The organism is Alkalibacillus haloalkaliphilus C5 (assembly GCF_000269905.1).
GTDB classification, from domain to species: Bacteria; Bacillota; Bacilli; order Bacillales; family Alkalibacillaceae; genus Alkalibacillus; species Alkalibacillus haloalkaliphilus_A.
On record NZ_AKIF01000076.1, the window covers coordinates 1 to 13,641 of the forward strand.

The 13,641-nt window shown below is 37.0% G+C and carries 14 protein-coding genes; all 14 read right to left on the reverse strand.

Annotation, left to right across the window (positions count from 1 at the left end):
- Positions 1-852: SpoIVB peptidase (spoIVB, locus tag A194_RS18005; RefSeq protein WP_017186559.1), on the reverse strand; the 852-nt coding region annotated here is incomplete at its 3' end.
- A 199-nt stretch (positions 853-1,051) separates the two neighbouring features.
- On the reverse strand, positions 1,052-2,773 hold the full coding sequence (gene recN / locus A194_RS0109195) for a DNA repair protein RecN (protein WP_017186560.1): 1,722 nt from the start codon (positions 2,771-2,773) through the stop codon (positions 1,052-1,054).
- A gap of 18 nt (positions 2,774-2,791) precedes the next feature.
- Positions 2,792-3,241 (reverse strand): transcriptional regulator AhrC/ArgR, encoded by a 450-nt coding sequence (gene ahrC / locus A194_RS0109200; RefSeq protein WP_017186561.1) that lies wholly within the window; start codon positions 3,239-3,241, stop codon positions 2,792-2,794.
- A 42-nt stretch (positions 3,242-3,283) separates the two neighbouring features.
- The gene (locus A194_RS0109205; RefSeq protein WP_017186562.1) at positions 3,284-4,099 is read right to left on the reverse strand and encodes a TlyA family RNA methyltransferase; all 816 of its coding nucleotides are present in this window, start codon (positions 4,097-4,099) and stop codon (positions 3,284-3,286) included.
- A 4-nt stretch (positions 4,100-4,103) separates the two neighbouring features.
- Positions 4,104-5,996, reverse strand: a complete 1,893-nt coding sequence (gene dxs, locus A194_RS0109210) for a 1-deoxy-D-xylulose-5-phosphate synthase (RefSeq protein ID WP_017186563.1) — start codon at positions 5,994-5,996, stop codon at positions 4,104-4,106.
- 31 nt (positions 5,997-6,027) lie between these two features.
- The gene (locus tag A194_RS0109215; RefSeq protein ID WP_029425129.1) at positions 6,028-6,615 is read right to left on the reverse strand and encodes a hypothetical protein; all 588 of its coding nucleotides are present in this window, start codon (positions 6,613-6,615) and stop codon (positions 6,028-6,030) included.
- Positions 6,616-7,320: 705 nt separating this feature from the next.
- Positions 7,321-8,196, reverse strand: coding sequence for a polyprenyl synthetase family protein (locus A194_RS0109220; RefSeq protein WP_017186565.1), 876 nt, complete (start codon positions 8,194-8,196; stop codon positions 7,321-7,323).
- Positions 8,197-8,242: 46 nt separating this feature from the next.
- Positions 8,243-8,434 (reverse strand): exodeoxyribonuclease VII small subunit, encoded by a 192-nt coding sequence (xseB, locus tag A194_RS18010; RefSeq protein WP_337442968.1) that lies wholly within the window; start codon positions 8,432-8,434, stop codon positions 8,243-8,245.
- 78 nt (positions 8,435-8,512) lie between these two features.
- Positions 8,513-9,772: an exodeoxyribonuclease VII large subunit gene (gene xseA, locus A194_RS18015; RefSeq protein ID WP_337442969.1), complete on the reverse strand. Its 1,260-nt coding sequence runs from the start codon at positions 9,770-9,772 to the stop codon at positions 8,513-8,515.
- A 15-nt stretch (positions 9,773-9,787) separates the two neighbouring features.
- Positions 9,788-10,636 carry a bifunctional methylenetetrahydrofolate dehydrogenase/methenyltetrahydrofolate cyclohydrolase gene (locus A194_RS0109235; protein WP_017186567.1) on the reverse strand — a complete coding sequence of 283 codons (849 nt, stop codon included), beginning with the start codon at positions 10,634-10,636 and terminating at the stop codon, positions 9,788-9,790.
- A gap of 11 nt (positions 10,637-10,647) precedes the next feature.
- Complete coding sequence (gene nusB, locus A194_RS0109240; RefSeq protein ID WP_017186568.1) at positions 10,648-11,028, reverse strand: transcription antitermination factor NusB; 381 nt, start codon at positions 11,026-11,028, stop codon at positions 10,648-10,650.
- A gap of 143 nt (positions 11,029-11,171) precedes the next feature.
- Positions 11,172-11,570, reverse strand: a complete 399-nt coding sequence (locus A194_RS0109245; protein ID WP_017186569.1) for an Asp23/Gls24 family envelope stress response protein — start codon at positions 11,568-11,570, stop codon at positions 11,172-11,174.
- A gap of 11 nt (positions 11,571-11,581) precedes the next feature.
- Positions 11,582-12,940, reverse strand: a complete 1,359-nt coding sequence (accC, locus tag A194_RS0109250) for an acetyl-CoA carboxylase biotin carboxylase subunit (RefSeq protein ID WP_017186570.1) — start codon at positions 12,938-12,940, stop codon at positions 11,582-11,584.
- 13 nt (positions 12,941-12,953) lie between these two features.
- Positions 12,954-13,460: an acetyl-CoA carboxylase biotin carboxyl carrier protein gene (accB, locus tag A194_RS0109255; protein ID WP_017186571.1), complete on the reverse strand. Its 507-nt coding sequence runs from the start codon at positions 13,458-13,460 to the stop codon at positions 12,954-12,956.
- Positions 13,461-13,641: the final 181 nt, after the last annotated feature.

A 13,641-nucleotide genomic window follows, 5' to 3' on the forward strand; every position in this document is an offset into this window, starting at 1 on the left:
CCGGGTTTGTGAAGGTACACTACTTACGATTTCAATTTCAAACTCCTCAATCGTATCATCTTCTACGACTGTTAAAATTTTAGCTTTTCCTTCTTTAACTTCATGAGCTTTAGCAACAGGTAGTAACCCGACATGGTCATTTACAAATAATGAGTCGTCTTCCAGCTTTCCGAAGATACCATAGTCAGAATTTTTTTGGATCGTACCTAAGCTTGTATCATCCATCGAGAAGCGCGCTCGCTTCTCACCTGGTGCCCCGCTTTCTCCTTTGTTAATCGAGGTGATCTTTGAAGGCACAATTTTACCATTGTATATATCTAATGGCTTCTTTGTTTGCTGATCAGTAATAACATGCCCTAATGCTCCATAACGTTTAGATTCTGGATCATAAAAAGTCATTGTACCAATGCCAGCAGTTGCATCTCGTATAAAGAGACCGAGCTTATAAATATCTTCACCTTCGTCGGCAAGTGGCTTTACCGTTAAAGGAAAAATATGCTCTTTTCTTTTAATTAATAATTCAATCGGCTCTTGCTCAGTTTCGTATTTCTGAATTAACTTCGTAAAGGATTGCATATCGTTAATTTTATGTTGATTAAGTTGTAAAATAATATCACCAACTTCAACGCCTGATTCCTCAGCTGGCGAGGTTTTACCCTCATCAGTGGAGAGAGGACTAAAACCGACTACGACAACACCAGAAGTGTGGAGTTTAACACCAATGGATTGACCACCAGGTATTATTTCTTCAACAGGTTGCAAATTTTCAGCAGCTACATGGTATGATAATGTGAATGGAAGAACAAACGAAACAAGGAGAATGATTTTTAATGTTATTCGTGATCGCCTCATCAACTTACACTCCTCATTCCTCTTTATAATTGAAGCTTTAACGTTAATTTGAGCTTTTTTCACCCTTTTTAAACGATAAAAGTAAATGCAATTAAGTTTATCATTTCCTTGAATAGATTAAGTTTGATTGTATATAAAATAATTACTAACAAACCCAATACATATATCAAAAAAAGGCTAAACATACGTATAAGTATGTTTAACCTTTCAACACTTCTGCCTGTTCAATTAATTCTCTTGCATGGTTTGTTGTCGTTTCAGTTACTTCATTTCCAGAGATCATGCGCCCGACCTCTTCAACAGTTTCAGTCGCTGATAATGGGTGTACACTTGTGTTAGTGTATCCTTTTTTTGAAACATCCTTTTTAATTAAGTAATGATGGTCTGCCATTGCTGCCACTTGAGGCAAGTGAGTTATGCAAAGCACTTGAGACTTGTTGGATATACGGTGAATTTTTTGGGCAATAGCTTGGGCTACACGACCACTCACACCCGTATCAACCTCATCAAAAATGACACTTGTAATACCTTGATGCTGCGATAAAATGCTCTTTATGGCAAGCATGATACGCGAAATTTCTCCACCAGAGGCGACTTTATGAAGTGGTTTCATCGGTTCACCAGGATTTGTCGTAATGAGAAACTGAATAACGTCTAAACCTTGTTTTAACAATTTCACATGACGATCACGCCAATTAACCTCACCTTTATGAGTGTTAAATTCCACGTCAAACTGTGCTTTTTCTAAATATAGATCTTGTAATTCATGTTGAATTGCTGAAATAAGCTTTTCTGAGATTTCTTTTCTTAATTTATGCAAATGTTCCGCTTCAGTTAAAGCATCTTTTTCCGCTTCTCTTATTTCATATTCAAGTGATTGTAAATGACTGTCTTTATTTTCGAGTTGCTCTAACTCTTCTTCCATTTGAGCCATATGTGTCATAAGTTCATTAACATCTTTGCCGTATTTTCGTTTTAATCGATTAATTTCAAATAACCTCGTTTCAATTTCCTCTAAACGATTCGGTTGAAATTCTAATTGATCTAAACGATTTCGTAAATCAAACGACAGCTCTTCTAAAGAATAATAATTCGCTTTTAATTGCTTAGAAAGCTCTTCAAGGTCCTTATCTACGTCTTCTAGTTGTTCTAAGGCAGACATCGCATGTCCTAAGAAATCCATCGCATGATTCTCAGCCGATAATGACTCATACGTTGCATTTAACCCTTCAAAGATTCGTTCATAATTCATTAGATGACTTCGCTCTTCTTCTAATTGATCATCTTCACCAAGTTGTAATTGGGCTTCATTCAATTCATTATGCTGAAACTTTAACAAATCAATACGTTGTGCAATTTCTTGCTCGTTGTTGGATAGTTCTTCATATTTCTTTTTTAGTGATTGTAAATGGGTATATAATTCATGGTAATGTTCTTTCGATTGATCTAGACCATCACGATCAAAAAAGTCTAAAAGCTCAATATGACGTTCTGGATTCATTAAAGATTGTGTCTCATGCTGGCTATGTATATCAATTAACTGTGCACCTAATTCTTTTAAGACTGCTAACGTAATTAGTTTACCATTAACTTTGCATATGCTTTTTCCTTTTGATGTTATACGTCTTTCTATTACAACACTACCTTCATCTTCATCAATTGGTATTTCAAATTGTTCTAACACTTTATATGCCATGTGTTGGTGGTCATCTATAAAAAACAACCCTTCAATTGATGCTTGATCAGCATTATGTCTAACAAATTCTACTGACGCTCTGGCACCAGCTAGAAGCTGAATCGCATCAATAATGATCGATTTACCTGCACCAGTTTCTCCTGTTAGTACGGTTAAACCTTCATTAAAAGATAGTGAAATTTCATCAATGATTGCAAAATTCTTAATTGATAATTGTGCTAACACAATAGACACCTCATATTCTTAGAGCATTTTCATAAATTCATTATAAATGGCTTCACTTTGTGACGGTGTACGACAAATAATTAAGCATGTGTCATCTCCACATATACTTCCCATAATATCTTCCCAATCTAATTGATCAATTAAAACACCGACTGCTTGTGCATTACCTGGTACAGTTTTTAGAACTATGAAATGGTCAGCACGATCAATTGAAACAAAGCTTTCTAACAGGGTTCTCTGCAATTTTTCAGTTGGGTTAACTTTTGTATCCCCAGGTAAACTGTATTTATAGTGTCCGTCATTAGTTGGGACTTTCACCAATTGAAGTTCTTTTATGTCTCTCGAAATTGTTGCTTGTGTTACATCATATCCTAGGTCATGAAATTTTTGCACTAACTCATCTTGTGTTTCAATGTCGTGTTTGTAAATTAGATCACGGATTTTTAATAATCGTTGTGTTTTTTTCAATTTTTTCACCATCTTTTAGTTCAGTGTATAACATTAGACCAGTTACTTATGAAAATCTTCGTGTGCTTTGTTAATAACTTGATGTATTTCTTCTTTTGACAATCGGTTCTCTGATTGATTTTCTAACCATTTAGCATGTAATAGAAACTCAATATTGCCATCACCACCAGTGATAGGTGAATAATCAAGACCTTCTATAACAAAACCTTCATTTTCAACAAATGATAAAATGTCGTGAACAACTGCGATATGTACTTTCTTATCACGCACGATCCCCTTTTTCCCCACTTGTTCTCTTCCTGCTTCGAATTGAGGCTTAATTAAAGCTACAATATCAGAATTTGGCTTTACAATCTGACGAATCACAGGGAATATAAGTTTTAATGATATGAAAGATACATCTGTTACTGCCATATTCGGAATGCCGTACTCTAAATGATCTTTTGTTACGTAGCGGAAGTTAGTACGCTCCATAACATAAACACGTTCATCTTGTCTCAGCTTCCAATCGAGTTGGTTATAACCGACATCAATAGCATAGCTTGCTTTTGCACCATACTGTAAAGCACAATCTGTAAAACCACCTGTTGATGAACCAATGTCTATAATTAATCGATCCGAAAAATCAATATTAAAGCTTTTAATCGCTTTCTCAAGCTTCAAGCCGCCCCGACTAACGTACGGGACAGCTTTTCCTTTTACTTTAATATTAATAGTTGGATCAACTTTAACTCCTGGCTTATCTAAACGTTCATGATCAGTGTGAACTAAACCAGCCATAATTGAACGCTTCGCTTTTTCTCTTGAATCAAAAAAGCCTTGTTCAACTAAAAGTGTATCTAAGCGTACTTTTTTCATATACTTAAGCCCTTTTCTCTTTTGTTGGCACGATCTCTTTTACTTCTTTTTGAATATGCTTAGCAGTCAAACCAACTTCTTCTAATAAATCGTCGACACTTCCATGTTCAATGAAGCGATCAGGTATACCCATTCTAGAAATAAACGGATAAGCTACTTTTTCTTCTTCAAAAAATTCTAAAACGGCACTACCGAATCCTCCTTGAAGAGCGTGCTCTTCGACTGTGAGAATTGGTAAATGTTCTTGTGAAATTTGTCTTAACATATTAGCATCTAATGGCTTGATAAAACGAGCATTTACGACTCGAACTGATATATCTTCTTTTTCTAAATTGGCTGCCGCTTCCATTGCTCTTTCAATCATCGTACCAAAAGTTAAGATGACAAGATCATTACCTTCTTTCAGTACTTCCCAAGTTCCAACTGGCACCATTTCATACTGACCTTCTACAGGGTGATCTTTAGCGTTTCCTCTTGGATAGCGAACCGCAATCGGACCATCTTGATGATTTAACGACGTGTAAACCATATCCTGACATTCTTGTGCGTCTTTAGGCATCATAATTGTCATATTCGGTAAATGGCGTAAAAATGAAATATCAAACACACCTTGGTGTGTTTCTCCATCTGCGCCAACTAGCCCTGCACGATCAATACCAAAAGCTACGTTTAAGTTTTGTCGGCAAACGTCATGAACGACTTGATCAAAGCCTCTTTGTAAGAAAGTCGAGTATATTGATAAAAATGGTTTCATCCCTTGAGTTGCAAGGCCACCGGCGACAGTCGTTGCATGTTGTTCGGCAATACCTACATCAAAAAGTCGGTCAGGGAATTTTGACTTGAAGTCTTCTAGTTTACTACCAACGGTCATAGCAGGCGTAATTGCCACCACTTCTTCATCGTGATCAGCTACTTGCATCAATGTATCACTAACAACTTTACTCCATCCCGGACCACCTGAACTTTTCTTAACCGATTCACCAGATTCGATCTTGTAAGGTCCAACACCATGCCATGTTCCGACTTTATCGTTTTCTGCAGGGTGATAACCTTTACCTTTCGTTGTTAATACATGAATTAGAATCGGCCCTTCAGTTCGTTTAGCATAGTCTATAGATTTAAATAGATCTTCATAGTCATGACCATCAACTGGGCCATAATAAGTAAAGCCTAATTCTTCGAAAAACATGCCTGGTACAACTAAATACTTCATACTATCTTTAATACGCTCAGCAGTATTAGCAATCTTTCCTCCAACTGAAGGAATCTTCTTCAATAGCACTTCTAACTCTTCTTTAATCCAGTTATAACGTTGGCCGCTTCTCAAACGTCCTAATACGTTATGTAAAGCACCGACATTTGGCGCAATAGACATCTCGTTGTCGTTTAAGATGACGATCATATCTTTCTGTTCGTGTCCAATATGATTTAGCGCTTCTAATGCCATACCACCTGTTAATGCACCATCACCTATAATAGGTACAACATAATTATCTTCTTTTTTAACATCACGAGCTATAGCCATTCCCATAGCTGCTGATAAAGAAGTAGAACTATGACCTGTCTCCCATACATCATGTTCACTTTCGTTCATCTTAGGAAAGCCACACAAGCCTTGATATTTCCTTAGCGTATCAAAGTCTTTTGTACGGCCGGTAAGCATTTTATGCACATATGCTTGATGTCCTACATCCCATAAAAACTTATCCTTTGGACTATCGAACGATTGATGTAAAGCTAAGGTTAATTCTACTACACCAAGATTAGGTCCTAAGTGTCCACCTGTCATTGATAAGTTTTCAATCAAAAACGAACGTATTTCTTCGCTTAACTGTTGTAATTCTTCTACTGATAAGTCTTTTATTTCCGATGGATGTTTAATGTTTTTAAGATCCATTTAGGATCACTCACCTTTATAATTAATTTCATTATTTTTTATTTTTATGTGATGGTAAAACACGTATACGTAAATTGTTTTCGATAAAAGTAGTTATTTTTCCTGCAAATAGAACTAACTCCGTTGAAGCTCGTACAGCGATCGATTTCCCCAACGCTTTTCCACCTACAGTTAAAGATGCAACAACACCTGTGAAGATCACTGAGATTGTAAATTGATATGTAGAAGCTTGTCCATTTGAAATCGAAGTTGCTAATTGAATAACAACGAGTGTTGATGCTGTACCACTTATGACACCTGCGATATCTCCTATTACATCGTTACAGAAGGTAGCAAATTTATCTGCATTACGCACAATTCTGATCGAATTTTTAGCTCCATAAACTTTTTCCGAAGCCATCGAGTGAAAGGGTGTCTCGCTTGCCGCTGTTGCAGCAATTCCCATCATATCTGATAATACACCAATAAATACGATTATAAAAACAATAATCATACCTAATACCCATCCAACACCGCTTAAAATGGAATTAGATATTATTGTAAAAATGGCCGCTAACACCAAGGTGATAACGGCTATACTAACACTAAATTTAATGGATTCTTTTATTATTTTGATCATGTTATGACCTCAGAATGTATTGTAACCTTTGTTTAATATCATATGTACTAAAGAGGTGGTCATTTAAGAGGTAAAAATTGCGGCTTAGGTCCAGTAGGTTTTCCCAGGCCGTTACCGTGTGTTGCCACTACGGCGGTTCCCCTTTAAAACGACCTTAGCTTCGTCTCCGAAAGCTAGACTGGATTACCACTTAGTCCACACTATAATCCCTCTTAAATGTCGCAACGGAACAGTCTAGGAGTTTTCCTCGACAGCCTTTAACCACTCCCTAGCCTCTTTTGCAGCATCTATTTCATGCAACGTTTAACGTGTTAATCGTTGGCCTAACGATTGAACACGTACTGAATTGCAATCCCCTAGACACCACTCAAGGCAGGCTACGCTGCAGATAGCGAATTCCTCGGTATCATGCAGGTTCATACCCCATTTCATACCTCATTAAGTGCGATTAATGAGGCACAAGAATGGGCCTCCACGGAAGCAGGGTCAACGCCCACATGCCATTGTGGATCGCCCTCCAACCTTAACTCCCAGCATCGACCCAAGGCTGGGCGCCCCAAGCCAACACCAGAAACTTCATCGATGTGCCCTTTGGCGGATTTTTAGGCCCGCCTTCAGAAGTGGGGGGCCGACTAGCATACTGCACCACCCCTTGCGTAAATTCTATTTTATCACATCAGCTTACCACTAACAATTGTAAATAGCCTAGTAACTTCGTTTACCAAATAGTTCGATAATGTCCATTAGCTGAGTATTTTCGACCCTTGCTTCACGTAAAGCCTTTTGAGCACGTTCCATATAATCATCCCGCTTCTCTATAGCTCCATCAATTCCCAACAGCTTCGGGTATGTGCTCTTATCTAATGATACATCACTACCGACAGGCTTACCGATCTCCTTTTCATTTCCAGTAACATCTAATATGTCATCTTGAACTTGGAAAATTAAACCTAAATAACTTGCATATTCATCAAGTGCCTCGATTTGAGGTGGAGTTGCTCCGCCTAAATATGCTCCTATTTTAACAGATCCACGGATTAGTTCACCTGTTTTATGTCGATGAATCAGACTAAGTTCATCAACAGTTAAATGTTCACCTTCACCTTTTAAGTCTAAGTATTGCCCAGCGATCATTCCTTCTAAACCACTTGCTTTACTTAGTTCTGCTATCGTAAACACTTTTTCCTCTGCTTCTAAATTAGCAGACGAAGAAACGACTTGAAAAGCCAAAGTGAGTAAACCATCACCAACTAATATAGCTGTTGCTTCATCATACTGTTTATGAATGGTTGGTTGTCCACGCCTAAAATCATCGTCGTCCATTGCTGGTAAGTCATCATGAATTAGAGAGTATGTATGAATTAATTCAAGTGCAACAACGACGTCAGATACACGTTCTTCATTTTCCGAAAAAGCATTATAAGCAGCCAACATTAAAATTGGTCGCAACCTTTTGCCACCAGCATTTATAGCATAAATAACAGCTGACTTTAATTGCTCTGGTAAATTCATGTTCTCCGTCTTTTTTATTAGTTGTTCATTGATCGATTGTTGTTTTTGCTCAAATGACAAAATGTTCACTATGACTCTTCCTCCACTGTATATGGCTCAGACTCACCGTTTTCGTTTAAATCTCAGTCATTTCATTTTCAACGTTTTTCAATTTCTCATGACAAACTTTTGAAAGCTGCATTCCTTCTTTATAATACTGAATAGCTTGTTCTAACGGGACATCGCCTTGTTCTAACTGTTCTACAATTTTCTCTAACTTCTCCATCGCTTGTTCAAAAGTTAAGTTATTATCTTCCATCTCGATCATCCCTTTCCTCAACACGTTGGACTTGACTTACAACTTGACCATCTGCAAATGACACCTTCAACAATCCACCAGTTTCTACTACCTTTGTCGATTTAACAATGTCATCATTTTCATTATAAGCAATCGAATAACCCTCTTCATCGTTTCAAGCGGGCTTAAAATGGATAACTTTTCTATTTGTGTGTTAAACTCATGTTGTTTTTGTTTATGACTGCTAGCCATAACCTGATTTAATTTCTCGGTAACGTAATACGTTTGATTTCGCTTCTCTTTAAGTAAGTTCGAAGGTGAGTGGGCAACTAACTGATCATAAGAAGAGTTCAAGTTTTGTTTCTTCATGTGTACTGCTTGATTTATATTTTTATTTAATTGTAGCACAATACGGTCTAAATCTTGTTCTTTCTGCCTCGTTAAGTGGACCGGGTACTTAAAAGCGTAAGCATTTCTTAATGAGTTCAAACGCTCATTCAAAGTATTTACCTTTTGTTTCATTTGTTGTTGTAAGCGGTGTGATGTCACTTCCACTTGTTTATGTAGTTCATCTAACGAAGGAACAGCTAATTCTGCAGCCGCTGTCGGAGTTGGTGCACGCAAATCAGCAACAAAATCGCTTATTGTAAAGTCCGTTTCATGCCCTACGGCTGATATAATAGGGATTGTAGACTGGCTAATAGCTCGAGCAACAACTTCTTCGTTAAACGCCCAAAGCTCCTCGATTGAGCCACCACCACGCCCTACTATTAATGTGTCAAAATCACCTATATTGTTCGCCTCGTTAATTCCATCTGCTATTGACTTTGAGGCAAATTCACCTTGAACAGATACAGGTATAACAACGCGTTTCGTGTGAGGATAACGTCTGGCTAACGTTGTAATTATATCGCGCACAGCTGCCCCTGTCGGTGAAGTCACAATTCCGATCTTTTCAGGAAACTTGGGAATTGGCTTTTTTAAGTCCTCATTAAAAAGCCCTTCACTATTTAATTTCTTTTTTAACTGTTCATACGCTAAATGTAAAGAACCTAAACCGTCAGGCTCCATATTACTTACATATATTTGGTATTGACCACTTCGCTCGTATACACTGATATCACCATGGACAAGCACTTTCATACCGTTTTCAGGTTTAAATTTCAGTGAACGATTGGAAGAAGCAAACATCACAGCTGAAACACGGGCATTTTCATCTTTAATCGTAAAGTACATATGCCCCCTGGAATGATGATTAAAATTTGATATTTCACCTTGTAACCAAACATTTTTTAAGTGTCGGTCAACATCAAATTTTTTCTTAATATACTTCGTTAGTGCGGTAACGGTTAAGTATTGTTGCTTCATATTGAAGGTCTCCTTTTAACTTAAACGTTTTGCTGCTTGGATCGTATTACTTAATAACATTGTAATCGTCATAGGCCCTACTCCCTTTGGTACGGGAGTGATAAAACTGACATGGTCAATCATTTCATCAAAGGCAACATCACCTACTACTTTACCAGTCTCTAAAAATGTATTACCGACATCCACAACGACAGCACCCTTTTTCACGTCTTCCTTTTTTATAAACTTTGCTTTCCCAACGGCTACAATTAGTATGTCAGCTTGTTTTGTATATTCATTTAAGTTTTCCGTCTTTGAATGGCAATAAGTTACAGTTGCATCTTCATTTAATAACATTTGTCCGATCGGTTTTCCGACTATGTTACTCCTACCAACTACGACGACTTGTTTTTTAGCTATAGGAACTTGATAATAATGTAAAAGTTTCATAATACCATACGGTGTGCAAGGATAAAAAGCTTCCTGTCCAATTGAAAGTCTACCAACATTAATTGGGTGAAAGCCATCTACATCCTTTTCCGGTGATACAGCATCTAAGACACGTTTTTCATTAATATGAGCAGGTAAGGGTAACTGAATGAGTATTCCATGAGTTGATGAATCCTCATTTAAGGTTTCGATATGGTTAAGTAGTTGTTGTTCTGAAGTGTTCACGGGAAGTTCGATGACATCAGATGTTATTCCAATTTTTTCTGCTGCTTTTTTCTTTATTTTAACATAAGTCTTAGAAGCTGGATTATCCCCAATTATAATGACTGTTAATTTAGGGGTCACACCTTGTTCTTTTAGACTTGTAATATCTTCGGTTAAGTTTGATCTGATATAGTCAGCCACTGTGTTTCCATACATAATCGTCGTGCTCATTGTTTCACCTTCTAACTGCTTATAATCTTAGATAAGACACCATTAATGAACTTTCCTGATTGGTCATCATGAAAGCGTTTAGCCAATTCAACCGCTTCATTGACCGCTACTTTATCTGGTGTATCATCTACATAACGCATTTCATACGCAGCAATTCTTAATAACGTTTTTTCAACTGCACCAATTCGATTGATACTCCAATGTTCAAGGTTTTGTTCAATTAATGTATCTAATTCTTCTTTATACTCCATTACCCCTTTAATAATTTGGGTACTGAAAATACTTAAATCTTCATCTAATACTTTAAATAGATCTTCATGTTTCGCATCTTTGTTAATATCTATTTGAAATAAAACTTGAAATGCTTTTTCACGGCTATGTTTCCTGCTCATTGAACCTTTCTCCTTCTATATTATATTCCGGCAATTACTACTTAGTAAGTTTACCATGAAAAAAGAAATAAATAAAAATATAATGTTAAAACTAAAAAAATCTAACTCGCGCTACTATGTAGACACGAGTTAGATTTTTCTGTTTATTTTTCTGGCTTTGATTCTTCGGACTTTTCTTCTATTTGAACTCCAACAACATGTACATTGATTTCAATAATTTCTAATGCTGTCATATTTTTTAGTGTTGTGCGAATGTTGTCTTGAATCTTTTCACAAACTTTCGGAATAGATACACCATAATCTAACACTGTGTAAACATCGATTTCTATTCCTTCTTCTGTAAGTTCGACTTTAACACCTTTACCGTGCTTTTTCTTACCCAGTCGTTCAGTAACATTCGAAGCAATGTTACCTCTCATGTTAGCAACGCCACTCACTTCATTCGCTGCAATTCCTGCAATCACTTCAATAACTTCAGGTGCAATTTCAACACGACCAAGTGAATTGTCTTCGCTAACATTTAGTAATTGGTTCTCATCCATGTTCGTCACCTCTAATTGTCATCTTCCATTACTTTATGATCATCTAAAAACTTTGTATTAAAGTCACCATCAATAAAGACTTGATGGTTCATCATACGTTTATGGAATGGAATTGTTGAATGAATGCCTTCAATTACAAACTCATCTAAAGCTCGATTCATTCGCTCTATCGCTTCTTCACGGGTTCTTCCATGTGTAATTAATTTAGCAATCATAGAGTCATAATAAGGCGGTATATTCCATCCAGTATAGGCTGCAGAATCTACTCTAACACCAAAACCACCTGGTGGCAAATACATTTCAACCTTACCTGCTGAAGGCATGAAGTTTTTGTATGGATCTTCAGCATTGATTCGACACTCGATTGACCAACCTTCAAATTTAATATCCTCTTGATAAAAAGGTAAAACTTTGCCGTTAGCAACATTAAGCTGTTCTTTAATTAAGTCTACACCTGTTACCATTTCAGTTACGGGATGCTCCACTTGGATTCGAGTATTCATTTCCATAAAATAAAAGCGAGATTCTTTTTTATCAAATATAAATTCAATAGTACCAGCACCAACATAGTCTACTGCTTGTGCTGCTCGAACAGCGGCATCACCCATTTCTTGACGCAATTCTTCATCAATTGCTGGAGAAGGTGTTTCTTCAATTAATTTTTGCAAACGACGTTGTACAGTACAATCTCTTTCTCCTAGATGAACTGTGTTACCGTGTTTGTCGGCTAATATTTGAATTTCTACGTGTCTAAAGTCTTCAATGTATTTTTCCAAATAAACACCCGGATTACCGAAAGCTGTTTCAGCTTCATTCTGAGTTAGACGAATACCTTGAACAAGTTCTTCTTCATCTTGGGCTACACGGATCCCTTTACCACCACCACCGGCAGTCGCTTTAATAATTACTGGATAGCCAATGCTCTTGGCAATTTTTTTACCTTCTTCTATGTTTTCTATGATCCCTTCAGAACCTGGAACGATCGGAACACCCGCTTCTTTCATCGTCTCACGCGCCACGTCTTTCGTTCCCATTCTTGAAATTGAATCAGCACTTGGACCAATGAATGTAACATTACATTCTTCACACATTTCAGCGAAGTCAGCATTCTCTGATAAGAAACCATATCCTGGGTGAATGGCATCACAATTTGTTAGCTTTGCAACGCTCATAATGTTTGTTTTATTTAAGTAACTATCTTTACTCAACGTTGGCCCTACGCAATAAGCTTCGTCTGCAATTTGAACATGAAGAGATTCACGGTCAGGCTCAGAGTAAATAGCAACCGTTTCAATTCCTAGCTCTTTACACGCACGTATTACACGTACTGCAATTTCTCCTCTGTTAGCAACTAATACTTTCTGTATCACGGACAATCCCTCCTTACTTCTTCTTCACACGGAATAATGGTTGTCCGTACTCGACTAATTCACCATTGTCTACAAGCACTTCAACAATTTCACCTTTCGTTTCAGCTTCAATCTCATTAAAGAGTTTCATCGCTTCAACGATACAAACGACTGTACTTGCATCAACATTGTCTCCAACTTGTACGTACGGATCATCTTCTGGTGAAGGCGATTCATAAAACGTTCCAACCATTGGTGATACAATTTCATGGTCATAGTCTACTGTACTTGCTGCCGCTTCTTCCTTTGGCTCTTCTTTTGGTTGCACTTCTTCTTTCTTTGGTTCTGCTGACTTTGTCTCGCTTTGTGGTTCTGGTTTAGTTTCTACAGCAGGTGCAACTTGTGGTGCAGCTACTTGAACAACTTCTCCATTTTCTTTTTTCATGGATACTTTTGTTCCATTAGCTTCATAAGAAAAATCAGAAATGGATGATTCATCTACTAATTTAATAAGTTCGCGTATTTCTTGTACTTTTAACATTTGATTAGCACTCCTTTTAAAATTAATAACAGGTACTAATAATTCCTATTAATATTGTACGATAAATGAATAGTAATCTTCAACTTAATATTTAAAGATCTATTTAATTTACTCAGTCATTTCTTTAGCCTATTCTTTGTACTTAGCTTACCAATAAATGAGAAAAAGTAAAGAATAAATA